At 70.8% G+C, this 20,902-nt stretch carries 15 protein-coding genes; 14 read left to right on the forward strand and 1 reads right to left on the reverse strand.

Annotation, left to right across the window (positions count from 1 at the left end; genetic code table 11):
• Positions 1 to 232: 232 nt before the first annotated feature.
• The 3 genes from OG413_RS16405 to OG413_RS16415 all read left to right on the forward strand — a co-directional run bounded on the left by OG413_RS16405 (position 233) and on the right by OG413_RS16415 (position 5,171).
• Positions 233 to 2,626, forward strand: coding sequence for a UvrD-helicase domain-containing protein (locus OG413_RS16405; RefSeq protein WP_266806289.1), 2,394 nt, complete (start codon positions 233 to 235; stop codon positions 2,624 to 2,626).
• A 450-nt stretch (positions 2,627 to 3,076) separates the two neighbouring features.
• A complete protein-coding gene (locus OG413_RS16410) occupies positions 3,077 to 4,513 on the forward strand; it encodes an NAD-dependent malic enzyme (RefSeq protein ID WP_266806291.1) in 1,437 nt (478 codons plus the stop codon).
• Between the two features lie 376 nt (positions 4,514 to 4,889).
• Complete coding sequence (locus OG413_RS16415) at positions 4,890 to 5,171, forward strand: HU family DNA-binding protein (RefSeq protein ID WP_003968811.1); 282 nt, start codon at positions 4,890 to 4,892, stop codon at positions 5,169 to 5,171.
• A 436-nt stretch (positions 5,172 to 5,607) separates the two neighbouring features.
• Here the strand turns inward: OG413_RS16415 and murA are convergent, their stop codons facing one another.
• A complete protein-coding gene (gene murA / locus OG413_RS16420; RefSeq protein ID WP_266806293.1) occupies positions 5,608 to 6,948 on the reverse strand; it encodes a UDP-N-acetylglucosamine 1-carboxyvinyltransferase in 1,341 nt (446 codons plus the stop codon).
• A 276-nt stretch (positions 6,949 to 7,224) separates the two neighbouring features.
• On the opposite strand from murA, the gene OG413_RS16425 reads away from it, so the two are divergent.
• The 11 genes from OG413_RS16425 (at position 7,225) to OG413_RS16475 (ending at position 20,854) form a co-directional block, all read left to right on the forward strand.
• Positions 7,225 to 7,785, forward strand: coding sequence for a YqgE/AlgH family protein (locus OG413_RS16425; RefSeq protein WP_266806295.1), 561 nt, complete (start codon positions 7,225 to 7,227; stop codon positions 7,783 to 7,785).
• A 30-nt stretch (positions 7,786 to 7,815) separates the two neighbouring features.
• Positions 7,816 to 8,109 (forward strand): DUF3039 domain-containing protein, encoded by a 294-nt coding sequence (locus OG413_RS16430; protein ID WP_073723799.1) that lies wholly within the window; start codon positions 7,816 to 7,818, stop codon positions 8,107 to 8,109.
• Between the two features lie 256 nt (positions 8,110 to 8,365).
• On the forward strand, positions 8,366 to 9,670 hold the full coding sequence (locus tag OG413_RS16435) for an extracellular solute-binding protein (protein ID WP_266806298.1): 1,305 nt from the start codon (positions 8,366 to 8,368) through the stop codon (positions 9,668 to 9,670).
• 2 nt (positions 9,671 to 9,672) lie between these two features.
• On the forward strand, positions 9,673 to 10,659 hold the full coding sequence (locus OG413_RS16440) for a carbohydrate ABC transporter permease (RefSeq protein WP_266806300.1): 987 nt from the start codon (positions 9,673 to 9,675) through the stop codon (positions 10,657 to 10,659).
• The gene (locus tag OG413_RS16445; protein ID WP_266806302.1) at positions 10,656 to 11,543 is read left to right on the forward strand and encodes a carbohydrate ABC transporter permease; all 888 of its coding nucleotides are present in this window, start codon (positions 10,656 to 10,658) and stop codon (positions 11,541 to 11,543) included. Before OG413_RS16440 ends, OG413_RS16445 begins: the two co-directional genes overlap by 4 nt.
• Before the next feature lie 4 nt (positions 11,544 to 11,547).
• Complete coding sequence (locus OG413_RS16450; RefSeq protein WP_266806304.1) at positions 11,548 to 13,257, forward strand: beta-N-acetylhexosaminidase; 1,710 nt, start codon at positions 11,548 to 11,550, stop codon at positions 13,255 to 13,257.
• A gap of 407 nt (positions 13,258 to 13,664) precedes the next feature.
• Positions 13,665 to 14,561 (forward strand): xanthine dehydrogenase family protein subunit M, encoded by an 897-nt coding sequence (locus OG413_RS16455; protein WP_266806306.1) that lies wholly within the window; start codon positions 13,665 to 13,667, stop codon positions 14,559 to 14,561.
• Positions 14,558 to 16,294, forward strand: a complete 1,737-nt coding sequence (locus tag OG413_RS16460; RefSeq protein WP_266806308.1) for a (2Fe-2S)-binding protein — start codon at positions 14,558 to 14,560, stop codon at positions 16,292 to 16,294. The genes OG413_RS16455 and OG413_RS16460 overlap by 4 nt, the downstream gene beginning before the upstream one ends.
• 97 nt (positions 16,295 to 16,391) lie before the next feature.
• Entirely contained in the window at positions 16,392 to 18,740 is a 2,349-nt protein-coding gene (locus tag OG413_RS16465; protein WP_266806310.1) for a xanthine dehydrogenase family protein molybdopterin-binding subunit, read from the forward strand.
• A 117-nt stretch (positions 18,741 to 18,857) separates the two neighbouring features.
• Positions 18,858 to 19,361: a hypothetical protein gene (locus OG413_RS16470; protein WP_266806312.1), complete on the forward strand. Its 504-nt coding sequence runs from the start codon at positions 18,858 to 18,860 to the stop codon at positions 19,359 to 19,361.
• A gap of 47 nt (positions 19,362 to 19,408) precedes the next feature.
• On the forward strand, positions 19,409 to 20,854 hold the full coding sequence (locus OG413_RS16475; protein WP_266806314.1) for a WXG100 family type VII secretion target: 1,446 nt from the start codon (positions 19,409 to 19,411) through the stop codon (positions 20,852 to 20,854).
• Positions 20,855 to 20,902 lie beyond the last annotated feature (48 nt).

The following is a 20,902-nucleotide window of genomic DNA, read 5'->3' on the forward strand; positions in this document are numbered from 1 at the left end:
GGGACCCGCCGGCGGGGCGCCGGGGTGCCCCGCCCGCGGAGCACCCCCGCCCGCGGAGCACCCCCGGTCGGCCGCACACCCCGGACGGCATGGGTGCCCCGGCCACGGCCCCGGCACCCGCTCCGGCCCCGCCCGCCCCGACGCGGCATCGCGATGTGAACGGCAGGTGCGCCGAGGCCCCTGGTTCGCATAAGGTTGACGGCTGCCCAGTGCACGTCAGAAGGGGGTCTCGGTGGCCGCGCAGGATGCCGCTGTCGATTCGTTGCGGGACCGGGAAATCGGAGTCGAGCAGGAACATCTGGACCGGGTTTACCACCGCCTCGAAGAGAAGATCCACGAGGCGGAATTTCTCATGCACGACGCTGTCAAACGCGGGCAGGTCGGCACGCCCGGCGCGCTCGCCGAGCGGGACGCCCAGGTCTTCCGGGCCGGCGTCCACCTCAACCGGCTGAACAGCGAGTTCGAGGACTTCCTCTTCGGGCGGGTCGATCTGCTGCTCGGCAAGGACGGTGAGCGCGGCCCGGACGGCGCGTTCACCTCCGTCGAGCCGGCCGACGACGCCGTACGCGAGGACGCCACCGCCGATATCGCGGAGACGCTGCACATCGGCCGTATCGGAGTCCTGGACTCCGACTACGCGCCCCTGGTGATCGACTGGCGGGCCCCGGCCGCCGCGCCGTTCTACCGCTCGACCCCGAAGGAACCGGGCCGGGTGGTACGCCGCCGGGTCATCCGCTCCAAGGGCCGCAAGGTCCTCGGGGTCGAGGACGACCTGATGCGGCCCGAGCTGACCGCGTTCCTGGACGGCGACAAGCTGCCGGTGATCGGCGACGGCGCCCTGATGGCCGCGCTCGGCCAGGCCCGCAGCCACACCATGCGGGACATCGTCTCCTCCATCCAGGCCGAGCAGGACATGGTGATCCGGGCCCCCGCCGCCTCTGTCACGGAGGTCACCGGCGGACCGGGCACCGGGAAGACCGCGGTCGCCCTGCACCGGGCGGCGTACCTGCTCTACCAGGACCGGCGGCGGTACGCGGGCGGCATCCTGATCGTCTCGCCGACCCCGCTCCTGGTCGCGTACACCGAAGGGGTGCTGCCCTCGCTCGGCGAGGAGGGCCAGGTCGCGATCCGTGCGGTCGGCTCGCTGTCCGACGAGGCGGCGGGCGTCGCCGGGGCCACCACGTACGACGAACCGGCCGTGTCCCGCGTCAAGGGCTCCTCCCGGATGCTCCAGGTGCTGCGCAAGGCCGCGCGCGGCGCCCTGGAGACACCGGGCACCCGTTCGGCGCCCCAGGAGGGTCAGCTCGCCTTCGGCGAGGAGGCGCCGGGCGGCTCGGACGGCTCGGCCGGCCCCGAGGGCACACCGAACCGGCTGCGGGTGGTCGCCTTCGGCGCCCGGGTCGAGCTGAACGCCGACGAGCTCCAGCGCATCCGGCACAACGTGCTGGGCGGCACCGCACCGGTCAACCTGCTGCGCCCGCGCGCCCGCAAGCTGCTGCTGGACGCCCTGTGGACCAAGTCCTCGGGCCGGGGCCGCTACACCGACCCGGAGCTCGCGGCGGAGCTGCGTTCCTCCTTCGACGAGGACGTCTCCACGGAGACCCCGTTCCTGGTGTTCCTGAACGCCTGGTGGCCCGAGCTCACCCCGCGCGGGGTGCTCGCCGCGATGGCCGACGAGAAGCGGCTCGGCCGCTGGGCGCGGCGGGTGCTCAACCAGGGGGAGGTACGGCGGGTGGCCCGTTCGCTGAAGCGGCTCGACGCCGCTGGGCAGGGCCCCCTGTCCGTGCACGACGTGGCGATCCTGGACGAGCTCCAGGCGCTGCTCGGCACCCCGTACCGGCCGAAGAAGAAGCGCGAGTTCGACCCGTTGGACCAGCTCTCCGGGCTGGAGGAGCTGATGCCGCAGCGTGAGGAGACCCAGCGCGAGCGGGCCGAACGGCTGGCGGCGGAGCGCACCGAGTACGCGCACGTCATCGTCGACGAGGCGCAGGACCTGACCCCCATGCAGTGGCGGATGGTCGGCCGCCGGGGCCGGCACGCCACCTGGACGATCGTCGGCGACCCGGCCCAGTCCTCCTGGTCCGACCCGGACGAGGCGGCGGCGGCCCGCGACGAGGCGCTCGGCAGCCGTCCGCGCCGTCGCTTCACCCTCACGGTCAACTACCGCAACCCGGCCGAGATCGCCGAACTCGCGTCGAAGGTGCTGGCGCTCGCGATGCCCGGGACGGAGTCACCTTCGGCGGTGCGTTCGACCGATGTGAAGCCGCGCTTCGAGACCGTGCGGGACGGCGACCTGGCCGCCACCGTCCGCGAGGAGGCGCGGCGGCTGCTCGCCGAGGTGGACGGGACGGTCGGCGTGGTGGTGGCGATGAACCGCCGCGCCCAGGCCCGTACCTGGCTCGCGGAGCTGGGGGAGCGGGTGGTGGCGCTGGGGAGCCTGGAGGCGAAGGGCCTGGAGTACGACGCCACGGTCGTCGTCTCCCCCGCGGAGATCGCCGACGAGTCCCCGGCCGGGCTGCGGGTGCTGTACGTGGCGCTGACCCGGGCGACGCAGCAGCTCACGGTGGTGTCGGGGGAGCGGGACATGCCGGACGAGGACGGTGTTCCGGACCTGCTGAGGGACTGAGGCCGGCGGACGGGTGGGCCGGGGGGGACGATTCGATTTCGGGTCAACCCGTCGTGAAGGAATCACTTCTCGGGGGTGTTTGTTAGCCTGGTGTTGGCACCGGCTCGATCCAAGCCCCCGGGCCCAACCTTCGTCGCTTCGAGCGACCACTTGCCGCGAGGCGAGCATGGCGGGTCGGTGCCACCTAAGTGAAAAAGACAGGCCCGCGTCACCTGATGGTGGCGCGGGCCTGTTCTTGTTGGGGAAGCGTGCCGGGAAGCGGCAAGGTCGTGTTGCCGGGCGGCTGGGGGTTCCGCCGGGAGGACAACTTCTCGTATGGTGGAAAAAACTTTCCGAAACGTGGCGGTCATTACCGGCTACCCGTCAGTAGGTGCGACGATCGGGAAGCGTGTACGGGGCGACTGCCCCGGCCGCGTAGCAATGAAGCTAAGGAAAGCGAAGGACTCGGCCATGGCAACGGCGCCCAGCGTCTCGTACTCGATGACGGTCAGGCTGGAGGTGCCCGCGAGCGGCACAGCAGTCTCCCAGCTCACCACGGCCGTGGAGTCCTCCGGGGGGTCTGTCACCGGCCTCGACGTGACCGCTTCCGGCCACGAGAAGCTGCGGATCGACGTCACCATCGCGGCCTCCTCCACCTCGCACGCGGACGAGATCGTCGAAGGTCTGCGCGACATCGAGGGGGTCGTGCTGGGCAAGGTCTCCGACCGTACGTTCCTGATGCACCTCGGCGGCAAGATCGAGATGCAGTCGAAGCACCCCATCCGCAACCGCGACGACCTCTCGATGATCTACACGCCGGGTGTCGCCCGGGTGTGCATGGCGATCGCCGAGAACCCCGAGGACGCCCGACGCCTCACCATCAAGCGCAACTCCGTCGCAGTCGTGACGGACGGCTCGGCGGTGCTCGGCCTCGGCAACATCGGCCCGATGGCCGCGCTGCCGGTCATGGAGGGCAAGGCGGCCCTCTTCAAGCGTTTCGCCGGTATCGACGCCTGGCCGATCTGCCTGGACACCCAGGACACCGACGCCATCGTCGAGATCGTCAAGGCGATCGCCCCGGGCTTCGCGGGCATCAATCTGGAGGACATCTCCGCACCCCGCTGCTTCGAGATCGAGGCGCGGCTGCGCGAGGCCCTGGACATCCCGGTCTTCCACGACGACCAGCACGGCACCGCGATCGTCGTCCTGGCCGCGCTGACCAACGCCCTGCGCGTGGTGGGCAAGGGAATCGGGGACGTACGGGTCGTCATGTCCGGCGCCGGAGCCGCCGGTACGGCCATCCTGAAGCTGCTCATCGCCGCGGGCGTCAAGCACGCGGTCGTCGCCGACATCCACGGTGTGGTGCACGCGGGCCGCGAGGACCTGGTCTCCGCCGACCCCGACTCGCCGCTGCGCTGGATCGCCGACAACACCAACCCCGAGGGCGTCACCGGCACCCTCAAGGAGGCCGTCGTCGGCGCCGACGTCTTCATCGGCGTCTCCGCCCCCAACGTCCTGAACGGCGACGACGTCGCGGCGATGGCGGACGACGCGATCGTGTTCGCGCTCGCGAACCCGGATCCCGAGGTGGACCCCACGATCGCCCGTCAGACGGCGGCGGTCGTGGCCACCGGCCGTTCCGACTTCCCCAACCAGATCAACAACGTGCTGGTCTTCCCGGGTGTCTTCCGCGGTCTGCTGGACGCTCAGTCCCGCACCGTCAACACGGAGATGATGCTCGCGGCGGCCGGTGCCCTCGCCGACGTCGTCGCGGAGGACGAGGTGAACGCGAACTACATCATCCCGTCGGTCTTCAACGACAAGGTCGCGGGAGCCGTCGCGGGAGCCGTCCGGGCCGCCGCGAAGGCCGCGGGGGCCGACGGGGCGACCCCGTCCACCTTGGCATGACAGACACGTTCCGCGGGTGCCGGTCACGGTCCCCGCGGAACGTGCCGTACCTCACGCGGGCCGTCGTACGGCGCGTCGTGGGTCGCGGCGCCCCAAACGTCCCTTTAGGGTGGGCGGGCAGCGGGCCCCGCACGGCCCGGCATCCGCTGCGGACCGCTCAGGCCAGTCGACGGAACGTCACCACGAGCAAACCGTGGCGGCTTTCGTGTGACCCCGGAGGGTTCCGGATTGGCTTTCCCGCCGCAGGTGGGGGCAGGATGCGTAATCGGGCGCGAGGGTCTGACATCAGACCCGGGTCCGGGGACTGTCAGAGGGCCCTGGCAGCATCGGCTTCGATCTCACGCCTCACAGGCAAGAAGAACACGGGAGTAACAACATGAACCGCAGTGAGCTGGTGGCCGCCCTGGCCGACCGCGCCGAGGTGACTCGCAAGGACGCCGACGCCGTGCTGGCCGCGCTCGCCGAGACCGTCGGTGAGATCGTCGCCAAGGGCGACGAGAAGGTCACCATCCCCGGCTTCCTGACCTTCGAGCGCACCCACCGTGCCGCTCGCACCGCTCGTAACCCGCAGACCGGCGACCCGATCAACATCCCGGCCGGCTACAGCGTGAAGGTCTCCGCGGGCTCCAAGCTCAAGGAAGCCGCCAAGGGCAAGTAAGTCTCCTACGGCCCGTCTCGGACGGCGGGCCCTGGACACGAGAAGGGCGGCCACCCCCGACCAGGGGTGGCCGCCCTTCGCCGTGCCGAAGAGGGTCCGCCGGGCCCACCGTGCCCGCACGGGCCCGCCGTCCGGTGGGCCCATGCGGGCTCTCCGGGCGGTGCGGCGGGGTCGAGCGGGCACGAGCGCGGTATTGGCCTGTACGGGCCTGTACGGGCGCACAGCGGCCCTGTAGGCCCCACGGGCCCGTGGCCGCCTCGGCGCCGTACGGGTTCTGCCGCCCGAAGGGCCGCACGAGCCGCGGCGCGCGGCGAACAGCCCGCCGCCCCGGTCCCGAGTGACGGGGCCGGGGCGGCGGGCTGTTCGCCCGCGTACGTACGGGCGGACCTTGTCGTGCTGTGTGCGGCAGTACGGTGCGGGCGGCCGTGGCCGACCGTCAGACGAGCGAGCCGCCGGGCAGTTCGACCTTCGCGCCGAGCTTTTCGAGCTTGTCCATGAAGTTCTCGTAGCCGCGGTTGATCAGGTCGATACCGTGCACCCGGGACGTGCCCTGGGCCGCCAGCGCGGCGATCAGGTACGAGAAACCGCCACGCAGGTCCGGGATGACCAGATCCGCGCCCTGGAGCTTCGTCGGCCCGGAGACGACCGCGGAGTGGAGGAAGTTGCGCTGGCCGAAGCGGCAGTCGGAGCCGCCCAGGCATTCGCGGTAGAGCTGGATGTGCGCACCCATCTGGTTGAGTGCCGAGGTGAAGCCGAGCCGGGACTCGTACACCGTCTCGTGGACGATGGACAGGCCCGCGGCCTGCGTCAGCGCCACCACCAGGGGCTGCTGCCAGTCGGTCTGGAAACCGGGGTGCACGTCGGTCTCCAGCGCGATGGCGTTCAGCGCGCCGCCGGGGTGCCAGAAGCGGATGCCCTCGTCGTCGATCTCGAAGGCACCGCCGACCCGGCGGAAGGTGTTGAGGAAGGTCATCATCGAGCGCTGCTGGGCGCCGCGCACATAGATGTTGCCCTCGGTCGCCAGCGCCGCGGACGCCCAGGAGGCCGCCTCCAGGCGGTCCGGGATCGCCCGGTGCGTGTAGCCGTCGAGCCTGTCGACACCCGTGATCCGGATCGTCCGGTCGGTGTCCACGGAGATGATCGCGCCCATCTTCTGCAGTACGCAGATGAGGTCCTCGATCTCCGGCTCCACGGCCGCGTTGGACAGCTCGGTGACGCCCTCGGCGAGCACCGCCGTCAGCAGCACCTGCTCGGTGGAGCCCACCGACGGGTACGGCAGCCGGATCTTCGTGCCGCGCAGTCGCTGCGGGGCCTCCAGATACTGGCCGTCCGCCCGCTTCTCGATGGTCGCGCCGAACTGGCGCAGCACCTCGAAGTGGAAGTCGATCGGCCGGCCGCCGATGTCACAGCCGCCGAGGCCCGGGATGAAGGCATGGCCCAGCCGGTGCAGCAGCGGGCCGCAGAAGAGGATCGGGATGCGCGACGAGCCGGCGTGGGCGTCGATGTCGGCGACGTTCGCGCTCTCGACGTGCGACGGATCGAGAATCAGTTCGCCCGGTTCATCACCGGGGCGCACGGTCACGCCATGGAGCTGCAGCAGTCCCCGGACCACCCGTACATCACGGATGTCGGGCACATTGCGGAGTCGGCTGGGCCCGCTGCCGAGCAGCGCGGCGACCATTGCCTTCGGCACCAGGTTCTTGGCGCCTCGGACGCGGATCTCGCCCTCCAGCGGGGTGCCGCCGTGGACAAGCAGGACATCGTCTGTGCCGGTCATGTATCTCGCGTTCCGGAGTGGTCGGGCGGGGGGCCAACGAAAAGGGTAATGGCCTCCTACCCCCCTTCCGTAAGGCGAAGGGGGGTGTACGAACGTCATGAATCCGCCACAACACGTTCCGCTCCCCGAATGTTGCGGAGGGTCACCGTCCGCAACGGTCGCCGCGCAGTGCGCTCCTTGTGCATCGGTGCGCCCTGAGCTGCGCTCGCTCGCCGCGGGTGGGCGGCCGCGCCATCCGGTGCCCGAGGGGGCCGAACATGCGGGATCATTTCTGTCATGACCGAGGTGTCCTCCCTCACAGGGCGATTGCTCGTGGCCACACCCGCCCTGGCGGACCCGAATTTCGACCGGGCGGTGGTGCTTCTTCTCGACCACGACGAGGAGGGCTCACTCGGCGTGGTCCTGAACCGGCCGACGCCTGTCGGCGTCGGTGACATCCTCGCGTCCTGGGCCGGTCTGACCGGTGAGCCGGACGTGGTCTTCCAGGGCGGCCCCGTATCGCTGGACTCCGCGCTCGGCGTGGCGGTGATCCCCGGCGACGAGGGCCCCCTCGGCTGGCGCCGGGTGCACGGGGCGATCGGTCTGGTGGACCTGGAGGCCCCGCCGGAGCTGCTGGCCGCGGCGCTGGGCTCGCTGCGGATCTTCGCCGGGTACGCCGGATGGGGCCCCGGTCAACTGGAGAGCGAGCTGACGGGCGGCGCCTGGTACGTGGTCGAGTCGGAGCCCGGCGACGTCTCCTCGCCGCACCCGGAGAAGCTCTGGCGGGCCGTCCTGCGCCGCCAGCGCAGTGAGCTGGCGATGATCGCGACGTATCCGGACGACCCTTCGCTGAACTGACACCCGCGGCTTTCAGTACCCTTGGCGGTTATGAGCACTCTTGAGCCCGATCGCGGGGCAGGTACGGGGACCCTCGTAGAGCCGACCCCACAGGTGTCGAACGGCGACGGCGACCACGAGCGCTACGCCCATTACGTCCAGAAGGACAAGATCATGGCGAGTGCCCTGGAGGGCACTCCCGTGGTGGCACTGTGCGGCAAGGTCTGGGTTCCGGGGCGCGACCCCAAGAAGTATCCGGTCTGCCCCATGTGCAAGGAGATCTACGAGTCCATGGGCGCCGGCGGCGACAAGGACAAGGGCAAGGGCGGCAAGGACAAGAAGTAGTCCGCAGCCGGATGTGACCCTCCGGTACCCGGCCCCCGGGGTGTGCAGAGATGCGCGCCCCGGGGGCTTTCGCATGCCCGGCGGGTGTCCGGAAAGAGTTCTGTGAGGTGCTTCGCGTTGCACGGGCTGCACCCGTGGGTCACAGAGTGGTAGAGACCACTTGTCGGCGCTCAGGTCCGGACCTACCCTCCTGCCAGTTGTGCAGAACGAAACGCGCGTTGCGCATGATGCAACGACCGATCTGTAGGGGTTCCGGATGAAGCTATCTGCCCGAATTGCCGCCCCGGCCGCGGCGCTTGTGCTGGCGGGCCTCACCGCCACCGCCTGTGCGCCGCAGACCTCCGACACCAGCGCCAAGGGCGACGAGAAGTCCGGCACGCTGCGCGTCTGGCTGTTCCAGGAGGTCGGCAACAAGCCCAAGGAACAGGTCGTCGACGCGGCCGTGGCCGACTTCAGGAAGAGCCACAAGGACGCGAAGGTCGAGATCGAGTACATACCCGTCGACACCCGCGCCCAGCGGATCAAGGCGGCCTTCAACGACCCCAAGAGCGCCCCGGACCTCATCGAGTACGGAAACACCGACACCGCCGGATACGTGAAGGACGGCGGACTGGCCGATGTCAGCGAGGAGTTCGCCGCCTGGGACGAGGCCAAGGACACCGACCCGACGGCCAGGCAGTCCGTCACCGTCGGCGGCAAGGTGTACGGGGCCCCGCTCTTCGTCGGCGTACGCGCGCTCTACTACCGCACCGACGTCTTCAAGGACCTCGGCATCGACGCCCCCAAGTCCCAGGCGGAGCTGATCTCCACCGCCAGGAAGATCCACAAGGCGAAGCCGGACCTCTACGGCCTCGCGGTCGGCGGCGCGTACACCTACGGGGCGATGCCGTTCATCTGGGCGAACGGCGGCGAACTGGCCGGAGAGAGCGGCGGTACGTACAAGGCGGCCATCAACAGCGACAAGGCGCGCAAGGGCATCGAGGCGTACACCTCGCTCTTCGGCGACGCCAACTGCCCGGCCGCCAAGTGCGCCTCCATGGGCGGCAACGCCACCGTCACCGCCTTCGCCTCCGGCAAGGCGGCCATGGCGATCGGCGGCGACTTCTCCCACTCGGCGGTCGAGGCCGGCGAGGTCAAGGGCAAGTACGCCGTGGTTCCGCTGCCCGGCGTGGCCGAGGGGTCCATCGCCCCCGCCTTCGCGGGCGGCAACAACATCGGCGTACTCAAGAGCAGTTCGCACCGCACCCTCGCCGTCGACCTGCTGAAGTCGCTGACCGGCAAGCAGACCCAGGCGAAGCTGTTCGACGCGATGGGCTTCCTGCCCACGTACACCGACGTGCTGGCCAACGCCGCGAAGAAGCAGCCGTTCGTCGCGCCGTTCGTCCAGACGCTGGGCGCGGGCGCCAAGTTCGTACCGGCCTCGGCGGGCTGGGCCCAGATCGACGCCTCGCTGGTCCTGCCGACGATGTTCCAGGAGGTCGTCAGCGGCCGCAAGGACGTGGCGCGGGCCTCGGACGACGCGGCGAAGAAGATGGACGCGGCGTTCGCTGCCGCGGGCTGACGATGACCGCGGACACGACGGCGTACAAGACTCCCGGCCCGGCCGGTCCGCCCGGCCGCGACGGCCCGGCCACCGGCCGCCCGCCCCGGCGGCGCCGCTCCGGCTCACCCGCGCGGCGCCCCGGCTGGACCCCCTGGCTCTACCTGCTGCCCGCGCTCGTCCTGCTGGCCGGGCTGCTGGTCTACCCGATCTACCAACTCGGCCTGATCTCCTTCCTGGAGTACACCCAGGCCCAGGTCAGCGGTGGCGAGCCGACCACCTTCAAGGGCCTGGGCAACTACGCGGCCCTCTTCAACGACAGCCAGTTCTGGCAGGTCCTCCTCGCCACCGTGGTCTTCGCCGCGGTCTGCGTGCTGGCCACCCTGCTGGTCGGCTGCGCCCTCGCGGTCCTGCTGACCCGGATCCGCGCCCTGCCCCGGCTCGCGCTGATGGTGGCCGCGCTGGGCGCCTGGGCGACGCCCGCGATCACCGGCTCCACCGTCTGGGTCTTCCTCTTCGACCCCGACTTCGGTCCGGTCAACAAGGTGCTGGGGCTCGGCGACTTCTCCTGGACGTACGGGCGCTACAGCGCCTTCGCCCTGGTGCTCCTCGAAGTCCTCTGGTGCTCGTTCCCGTTCGTCATGGTGACCGTGTACGCGGGCATCCGGGCCATCCCCACCGAGGTGCTGGAGGCCGCGTCGCTGGACGGTGCCTCCCAGTGGCGGATCTGGCGGTCCGTCATGGCACCGATGCTGCGCCCGATCCTCGTCGTCGTCACCATCCAGTCGATCATCTGGGACTTCAAGGTCTTCACCCAGATCTATGTCATGACCAACGGCGGCGGCATCGCGGGCCAGAACCTGGTGCTCAACGTGTACGCGTACCAGAAGGCGTTCGCGTCCTCGCAGTACAGCCTCGGATCGGCGATCGGCGTCGTGATGCTGGTGATCCTGCTGGCCGTCACGCTGGTCTATCTGCGCCTGGTACGGCGCCAGGGGGAGGAACTGTGAGCCCGACCGGTACCGGTACCGCTGCCACCGCGGGCGGCCGGCTGCGCTCCGCCCTGCGCATCCGGCGGCCCGGCAGGCTGGCCGCCGAGGCCGCCGCACTGCTGATCGCCGCGGCCGTCGCCTTCCCGCTGTACTGGATGGTGCTCTCCGCCGTGAAACCGGCGGGCGAGATCCAGTCGACCGAGGCCCGCCCCTGGACCCTGTCCCCGTCGCTCGACTCGTTCCGCCGGGTCTTCGAACAGCAGGATTTCGGCCGCTACTTCCTCAACAGCCTGCTCGTCGCGGGCACGGTCGTCATCGCGTCCGCGCTGATCGCCTTCCTGGCCGCCACGGCCGTGACCAGATTCCGTTTCCGGTTCCGCACCACCCTGCTGATCATGTTCCTGGTCGCGCAGATGGTGCCGGTCGAGGCGCTGACCATCCCGCTGTTCTTCCTGATGCGGGACTTCGGACAGCTGAACACCCTGGGCTCGCTGATCCTTCCGCACCTCGCCTTCTCGCTGCCGTTCGCGATCTGGATGCTGCGCGGCTTCGTCAAGGCGGTCCCGGAGGCACTGGAGGAGGCCGCCTACATCGACGGGGCGAGCCGCACCCGTTTCCTGTGGCAGATCCTCTTCCCGCTGGTCTTCCCCGGCCTCGTGGCGACGAGCGTCTTCTCCTTCATCACGACCTGGAACGACTTCCTCTTCGCCAAGTCGTTCATCATCAGCGACACCTCCCAGTCGACGCTCCCGATGGCGCTGCTGGTGTTCTTCAAGCCCGACGAGAACGACTGGGGAGGGATCATGGCAGCCTCGACGGTGATGACCATTCCCGTGCTGGTCTTCTTCGTACTCGTACAGCGACGCCTGGTCTCGGGACTGGGCGGAGCGGTTAAGGACTGACGTCATGCCCACGCCCACGCCCATGGCTCTGATCCCGGCGCCGGGACGCATCGGTGAAGCGGGGCGGTGCGGATTCGTACCGGACCGGTCGACCACCATCGCCGCGGCCCCCGGCACCGAGAACACGGAACGCTGGCTGCGCGCCACGCTCGGGGCCGCGTTCGGCCTGCCCCTGGCGCCGGGCGCCGGGAGCGGGGTGGGTGCCGGGAACACGGCGGGTGCCGGGAACGCCGGACATGCCGGGAGCGCAGCGGGTGCCGGGAACACCGTCGAATTGGTCATCGACCGGGACCTGGCGCCCGAGGGCTACCGGCTGTCCGTCGACCCGGAATCCGGCATCCGCGTCACCGGAGGCAGCGCCGCGGGTGTCTTCTGGGGCGCGCAGACGCTCCGCCAGCTGCTGGGCCCCGACGCCTTCCGGCGCGCCCCGGTGACCGCGGAGGCGCACCCGGGCATCCCCGCCCTGGAGATCGAGGACGCTCCCCGCTTCGCCTGGCGCGGCCTCATGCTCGACGTCTCACGGCACTTCATGCCCAAGGACGACGTCCTGCGCTACCTCGACCTCCTCGCGGCCCACAAGCTGAACGTCTTCCACTTCCACCTCACCGACGACCAGGGCTGGCGCGTCGAGATCAAGCGCCACCCGCGCCTCACCGAGGTCGGCGCCTGGCGGGCCCGTACCAAATACGGGCACCGGGCCTCCGAGCTGTGGGACGAGACCCCGTACGGCGGCTACTACACGCAGGACGACATCCGCGAGATCGTCGCGTACGCCGCGGAGCGGCATATCAGCGTCGTCCCCGAGATCGACATCCCCGGCCACTCGCAGGCCGCCATCAGCGCGTACCCCGAACTGGGCAACACCGACGTCATCGACACCACCACCCTCTCCGTCTGGGACACCTGGGGCATCAACCCGAACGTACTCGCCCCCACTGACAACACCCTGCGCTTCTTCGAGGGCGTCTTCGAGGAGATCCTGGAGCTCTTCCCCGCCACCACCTCGCCGTTCATCCACGTCGGCGGCGACGAGTGCCTCAAGGACCAGTGGCGGAAGTCCCCGACCGCCCAGGCCCGGATCGCCGAACTCGGTCTGGCCGACGAGGACGGGCTCCAGGCCTGGTTCATCGGACACTTCGACACCTGGCTCACCGAGCGCGGCCGCCGCCTCATCGGCTGGGACGAGATCCTCGAAGGCGGCCTCCCCCAGGGCGCCGCGGTCTCCTCCTGGCGCGGCTACGCGGGAGGCATCGCCGCCGCCGAGGCCGGGCACGACGTCGTGATGTGCCCCGAGCAGCAGGTGTATCTGGACCACCGTCAGCACGCGGGCCCCGACGAGCCGATGCCGATCGGCTTCGTCCGCACGCTGGAGGACGTCTACCGCTTCGAACCCGTGCCGCCGGGACTCTCCGAGGAGGCGGCCCGTCACATCCTGGGCACCCAGGCCAATGTCTGGACCGAGGTCATGCAGAACCGGGCCCGCGTCGACTACCAGGTCTTCCCGAGGCTCGCGGCCTTCGCCGAGGTCGCCTGGTCGGCACTGCCCGCCTCCGCCGACCGGGACTTCGCGGGCTTCGAGCGCCGCATGACCACGCACTACGCGCGACTCGACGCCCTCGGCGTCGACTACCGCCCGCCGGGCGGGCCGTTGCCGTGGCAGCGGCGCCCCGGCATCCTCGGACGCCCGCTGGAAGGCCCGCCCCCGAACGTGTGAGCCGCCCCGCCGGGCGAGTTCCGGCCATCGCGCTGCCACTGCGCTGCCACTGCGCCGTCGCCGCGCCCGCGCGAACCCGCGCGGGCGCGGACGGGCGCGGACGGGCGGAAGGCGGGGCGTACGGAAGGCGTGCGGAAGGCGGGAATTCGCGCGGGCGTGGGTCGTGCGGAATGTGCGGAACGAACCGAATAAGTCGTACAAGACTCGCCGAAGAGTGGCAATTCACACTCTGCGCCGAAGAGGTGCGAAAGCGGATTTACCCTCTGGTCAGGGACGGATGCGTCCTTCGTGGACCCTCGCGTCGGTCCGGTCGGAAGATGTGCCAGAGTTGCCACGTCCGGGCTGTGAGCACGTACCGTACGGCGGAACAGGCGGGACTGCCGGGACACCGGGAAGGGGCAGCTGGGTTGACCACGCACGCACCGCAGGCGATGCAGTCGGTGACGCTGCCGGCCTCGCTAGACGAGGCCGTGGCGGCACTCGGCGCCATGCCTGCCGCCGTCCCCGTGGCCGGTGGCACGGACCTCATGGCGGCCGTCAACAAGGGGCTGCTGCGCCCCTCCGGACTGGTCGGCCTCGGCCGGATCAGCGAGCTGCGCGGCTGGCACTACCAGGACGGTCACGCGCTGCTCGGCGCCGGACTCACCCACGCACGCATGGGGCGGCCCGACTTCGCCGCCCTCATCCCCGCGCTCGCCGCCTCCGCGCGCGCCGCGGGTCCGCCCCAGATCCGTAACGCCGGGACGCTCGGCGGCAACATCGCCACCTCCGCGCCGACCGGTGACGCCCTGCCGGTGCTGGCCGCCCTGGAGGCCGAACTCGTCATCGCGGGTCCCGGCGGCGCCCGCCGCGAGATCCCGGTCTCGCACCTGCTGGCCGGCCGGGAGATGCTCCAACCCGCCGAGCTGATCGGTTTCGTCCGCGTACCGCTGCTGCACGCCCCCCAGGTGTTCCTGAAGGCGACCGGCCGCACCGGACCGGGCCGCGCCACGGCCTCCGTCGCCATCGTCCTGGACCCGGCCCGGCGCGGCGTGCGCTGCGCGGTCGGCGCCATCGCGCCGATGCCGCTGCGGCCGCTGGAGGCCGAGCGCTGGATCGCCTCGCTGATCGACTGGGACGGCGAACGCGGACTGGCCCCCGACGCGCTGGCCGCCTTCGGCGAGTACGTCGCCGCGGCCTGCATCCCGGACCAGGCACCACCGGCCGACGGGGGAGAGGCACCACCGCTGTCCCCGGCCGTACTGCACCTGCGGCGTACCGTTGCCGCGCTGGCCCGACGCGCGCTGGGGAGGGCACTGTCGTGAGCAACGAGGAACATCCCGAACACCAGGGCCACCCCGAGGGGCCCGATCCGAGGTACGGCGCCTGGCAGCCGACGCCGCAGACCGGTGAGTACGACGCCGACGCCACCGCGTTCGTCCACCTGCCGCCGGAGGACCTGGCCAACGCGCCGCTGGCCGCTCCCGGCCACGGGTACGTACCGCCGATGATCCTGCCGCTGACCCCGGCGGCGGGCCTGGACCCGGCGGCGACGGGCAGCTGGGTCGTGCAGACGCAGACCCAGCAGGCCCAGGCCGAGGCGCGGGCGCGGAACGAGACCCCCGGGGCGGTGCACTGGCCGGACCCGAACCAGCAGAACGCGCACGCCCAGCAGCACGACCTGCCGGGCCAGCGGAACGCGCACGCCCCGCAGTACGACCTGCCCGGTCAGCGAAACGAGCACGCTCAGCATGACGTGCGGACCCAGCAGGGCATGCACGCTCAGCAGGATGTGCACGCTCAGCGGGACGTGCACGCTCAGCGGGACGTGCACGCCCAGCAGGGCCTGTCGGATCAGCAGGACCTGTCGCGCCCGTACATGTCGCCGTATCAGGAGACGTCGCACTCGACGGCCCAGTGGAACTTCAGCGAGATCACGGGCGAGCCCGCTGCTGAGCAGGCGGGCGCGCCGGATCCGGCGCCCGTCGAGGCCGTGGGCCACACCGGCCAGTGGACGATCCCGGTGGCGGACGGCGACCTTCCGGACGAGTCGGGCGAGTTCATGGCCTCGGCACAGGCGTCCCAGTGGTACGCGGAGAGCACGCCCCCGGCCACGCTGCCGGGCGGCGCACCCGCACCGTGGGCGACCCCGGAACCCGCTCCGGAGGTGGCGGAGACGGCGGCCGAGGCCGATCACACGACCTCCGCGGCCGAATCCGAGGGCCACGCCGAGCACGCCGGAGGAACCGCTCTCGGGGACGCACCGGGCGCCGCACCCGGCGCCGCCTTCGTCGAGGAGACCGCCGAACCGGTCACCGAAGAGGCGGCCGAAGCGATCACCGAACCGGTGGCCGGAGAGATCACCGGAGAGGCCGCCGTTTCGGTCACCGACCTGGTCACCGAAACGGTCGGAGAGACGACCGAAGCGATCACCGAAGCGATCACCGAGGTTCCCAGTGAGCACCCCGCCGCCTCCTACCTCCTGCACGTCAACGGCGTCGACCGCCCGGTGACCGACGCCTGGATCGGCGAGTCCCTGCTCTACGTCCTCCGCGAACGCCTCGGCCTCGCCGGGGCCAAGGACGGCTGCTCGCAGGGCGAATGCGGGGCCTGCAACGTCCAGGTCGACGGCCGTCTCGTCGCCTCCTGCCTGGTCCCCGCGGCCACGGCTGCGGGCAGTGAGGTCCGTACGGTCGAAGGTCTCGCTGTCGACGGTGAGCCGTCCGACGTCCAGCGGGCCCTCGCCGCCTGCGGCGCCGTCCAGTGCGGCTTCTGCATCCCCGGCATGGCCATGACCGTCCACGACCTCCTGGAGGGCAACCACGCCCCCAGCGAGCTGGAGACGCGTCAGGCACTCTGCGGCAATCTCTGCCGCTGCTCCGGCTACCGGGGTGTGCTCGACGCGGTGGCGGAGGTCGTCGCGACCCGTGAGGCGAGCGCCGAAGCGGCCGCGACCACCAACGCGCACGACGAGGACGAAGCGCGCATCCCGCACCAGGCAGCGCCCGGAGCGGGCAGCGCCCAGCAGCCCCACCCGCACGAGGGAGGCGGGCTGTGAGGCACGCACGCGGATCCGCCGCACAGCAGCACCACGGCGCGACACCACAGGTCACCATCCGCTGCCGCCGCAGCGGGGCGAACGACAAGGAGGCGGCGTGAGCAGCGACGCAGCCACCGCGGCCAACGCGACCAGCACCAGCCTGCCCAGGATCGACGTCGCGGGCAGCGGCCCCGGCCCGGACGAGGAGCCGCCCGCGATCGGCCTCGGGGCCTCCCTCCCACCCGCCGACGCCCGCGCCAAGACCGAGGGCACCTTCCCGTACGCGGCCGACCTGTGGGCCGAGGGCCTGCTGTGGGCGGCCGTGCTGCGCTCGCCGCACCCGCATGCCCGGATCCTGTCCATCGACACCTCCGCCGCGGCGGAGATGCCGGGGGTGCGCGCCGTCGTCACGCACGAGGACGTGCCGGGGGACAGCGCATACGGCCGACAGGTCGTCGACCGCCCGGTGTTCGCGTCCGACCTGGTACGCCACCACGGTGAGCCGATCGCCGCGGTCGCCGCGGACCACCCGGACACGGCGCGCCTGGCCGCTGCGGCGATCGCCGTCGAGTACGAGGTCCTGGAACCGGTCACGGACCCGGAGAAGGCGTTCGCCGCGGAGCCCCTGCACCCCGACGGCAACCTCATCCGCCACATCCCGCTGCGCTACGGCGACGCGGAGGCCACCGGCGACGTCATCGTCGAGGGCCTCTACCGCATCGGCCGCCAGGACCCGGCCCCGATCGGCGCGGAGGCCGGACTCGCCGTGCCCCGGCCCGACGGCGGCGTGGAGATCTACACGGCGTCCACCGACCCGCACACCGACCGCGACCTGGCCGCCGCCTGCTTCGGCCTGGCCGCGGACCGGGTGAAGATCGTCGTGACGGGCGTCCCCGGCGCGACCGGTGACCGCGAGGACCCGGGCTTCCAGATCCCGCTCGGCCTGCTCGCCCTGCGCACCGGCTGCCCGGTGAAACTGGCCGCCACCCGCGAGGAGTCCTTCCTCGGCCACGCACATCGCCACCCGACGCTGCTGCGCTACCGCCACCACGCGGACGCGGAGGGCCGGCTGGTCAAGGTGGAGGCCCAGATCCTGCTGGACGCGGGCGCGTACGCCGACTCCTCGTCCGAATCCCTGGCCGCGGCCGTGGCCTTCGCCTGCGGCCCGTACGTCGTCCCGCACGCCTTCATCGAGGGCTGGGCGGTCCGTACGAACAACCCGCCCTCCGGCCATGTGCGCGGCGAGGGCGCGATGCAGGTCTGCGCCGCGTACGAGGGCCAGATGGACAAGCTGGCCGCCAAGCTGGGCCTGGACCCGGCGGAACTGCGTCTGCGCAACGCCCTGTCCACCGGCGACATCCTGCCCACCGGCCAGACGGTGACCTGCCCGGCCCCCGTGGCGGAACTCCTGGGCGCCGTACGGGACTTCCCGCTGCCCGCGCTGCCCAAGGACTCCCCTGAGGACGACTGGCTGCTCCCCGGCGGCCCTGAGGGCGCGGGCGAGCCCGGCGCCGTACGCCGCGGTGTCGGTTACGCGGTGGGCATGGTCCACATGCTGGGCGCCGAGGGAACGGACGAGGTCTCCACGGCCACGGTCCGGGTGCACGACGGCATCGCCACGGTCATCTGCGCGGCGGTGGAAACCGGCCAGGGATTCACCACGCTGGCCCGCCAGATCGTCCAGGAGACCCTGGGCATCGAAGAGGTCCACGTCGCCTCGGTCGACACCGACCAGCCCCCGGCCGGCCCGGCGACGCACGGCCGCCACACCTGGGTCTCGGGTGGCGCGGTGGAACGGGCCGCCAAAATGGTCCGTACCCAGCTCCTCCAGCCGCTGGCCCACAAGTTCGGGATGTCCACCGAGCTCCTCCAGATCGCCGACGGCAAGATCACCTCGTACGACGGTGTCCTGTCCACGACGGTCACGGAGGCCATGGACGGCAAGGAACTCTGGGCCACTGCCCAGTGCCGCCCCCACCCCACCGAACCGCTCGACGATTCCGGCCAGGGCGACGCGTTCGTCGGCCTCGCCTTCTGCGCGATCCGCGCGGTGGTGGACGTCGACATCGAGCTCGGCTCGATCCGAGTGGTCGAGATGGCGGTCGCCCAGGACGTGGGCCGGATCCTCAACCCCGCCCAGCTGGCCATCCGTATCGAGGCGGGCATCACCCAGGGCATCGGCGCGGCCCTCACGGAGAATCTCCGCACCGCCCGCGGCCTGATCCGCCATCCCGACCTCACGGGGTACGCGCTTCCGACTTCTCTGGACGCTCCAGACATTCGCATCGTCAAACTGATCGAAGAACGCGACGTCGTGGCCCCCTTCGGCGCCAAGCCGGTCTCGGCCGTCCCCGTCGTGACCTCCCCGGCAGCGGTGGCCGCCGCCGTCCGTTCGGCAACCGGCCGCCCCGTCAACCGCCTGCCCGTCCGGCCGCAGGCGGCGGTGGCAACACCCAGGTCCTGAATGGCCAATTGACGATGTGATTCGCGTTGCACGTGCAACCCAGGGATGCGAGTTGTCAGTCATGCTGACTAAAGTGATCCCCAGAGCTGTAGCCAGCTGTAAACGGGGGAGGGTGCTGTGGAGCCGCATGAGGCTGCCGTGGCGGGATTCGCGGCGATGCCGTTCGGGTCGATCATCGGGGCCGCGCACAACGTGGTCGGCGAACTGGTCACCGAACTGTCGTCATTCACGAAGTTCCGCGATCGGATCGACGAGCTGCTGACGGACCTCAAGGCGTCCTCAGCCGCCCCGAACAAGCTGGGCGAAGACCCGGTCGGCAAGGCCGAGTTCGGCGACCCCAGCTGGGCCGAGGCCGCCGGCCTGTACACGACGTACAACACGGTCATCACCGAGCTGGAGACCCTGTCGAAGCTGCTCTCGGACTCCATAGAGGGCATGGGTATCGCGGTACTCGCCTCCCACAACGGCTACGAGAACCTCGACATCGACATCCGGCGCCGCATGCTGGCGATCAGCGAGGACGCGACGGAGCACTACGGCGGTGCCTACGACCCGTCGAAGCAGGATGGCAAGCCGACACCGGCGCCCACGTCCACCGAGTCCACCGGTGACGGCATCTGATGACAACGACGATCAATGGCATGACACGGGGATAGCGGGGGCTGGATATGGGAACGACGTCGTTCGAGGGCATGTCGCATGAGCAGATGCTGGCCTGGCTGGACCAGGCGAACAGCGGGGCCGTTCAGGGGGCGGCCGACCGACTGCTGAGCGCGGCTACGGAGATCCGCAAGATCGCGGCCGACCTGAAGATCCGCCCGCAGATGGTGGAGTGGAAGGGCGAGGGCGCCGATGCCTTCCGCACCTGGAGCGCGGACCTGGCCAACTCGACCCTGCGCCTGGGCGATTACAGCGCCGACGCCTCGAAGTGGCTGACCAGGGCCTCGGAAGCGATCGCCTCGGCACAGGTGGCGATCCCCCGAACCCACGCCGGCGCGGCGGCGAACCTGGCAGCGGCCAAGGAAGCGCGCAACGACCCGGACGCGTCGTTGGTCGCGCAGGAGGCCGCGGCGACCTTGATCGCGGACAAGGAGGCTAACCGCCAGGAAGCGGCCGCGCAGATGCGGAAGCTGGCGGAGTCGTATGCGTTCTCGTCATCGCAGATGAAGGGCCTGGAGAAGCCGGTGTTCCCGCCGCCGCCGGAGGCGATCTCTGCACCACCTGAGGAAGGGCGTGGGCAGAGCGAGAATGTTGGGCGTGGCATAGGGGCGGCTGTCGGCGGTGCTGGACATGTCTCAGGCCCGCAAGGCCAGAGTTTTGACAGCTCGGGTGGTGTGACTGCGCACGCTTCCTCCGCTGACACTCCTGGAGTCCCGATTCGGCCCACCGTTTCACAGCCGGTCGATATGGAGATCGATGGAGTGGTCACGTTGCCGGACACTCCGACGCTTCCGCCGACCACCACACCGAGCGTTCCGAGCTCGGTCAAGCCCGAGACCGGTTTCCCGCCGTCTCCAACGGCGTTTCCCAACGTCAGCCTGATCGCTCCGCCCACGACGAGCAGTGGGCGCGGGCTGCCGGGTGGCATACGACCTCCCATGCCCACTGCCGGGCCGACTAACCCCAGTGGTCCTGGTGCCCGGCCCCCTGGCCCCGGCATCGTCGGTGGACGTCCTGTGCCGCAGACTTCAGGCCGGCCGATGGGCGGGCTTCCCCGCGGGAACGTGATCGGCAACGAGGGAACGCACACTGGCCGTGCGCCGATGGGACATGGCCCAGGTATGGGCGGCGCCGCCGGTGGCGGACAGAGCGGAATTGTCGGCGGTCGCCGTCTCGCTGGTGAGACCGGCGGAGTGGTAGGCGGCCGCCCACAGCAGCCGGGGCACGGCAACGCTCGCCCGTTCACACCCGGGGGCACGGGACTGGTACGTGGTGGCGCGTCCGGTGAAGGGTCTCGCGGCACTGGCCCAGTCGGGCGCGGTGGCGCCGCTGCTTCGCGGCGTCCGGGTGATTCACGTCGGGATGAAGGAAGTGAGCGGCCTGACTATCTCATTGAGGACGAAGAGACCTGGCAGCAGGGCGGTCGCCGTATTGTTCCGCCGGTTATCGACTGACCAGTAATAACCTGGAAAAGGGATCAGATGCTTACCAGTAGTAGTGCG

The organism is Streptomyces sp. NBC_01433 (assembly GCF_026340105.1).
Lineage (GTDB): Bacteria > Actinomycetota > Actinomycetes > Streptomycetales > Streptomycetaceae > Streptomyces.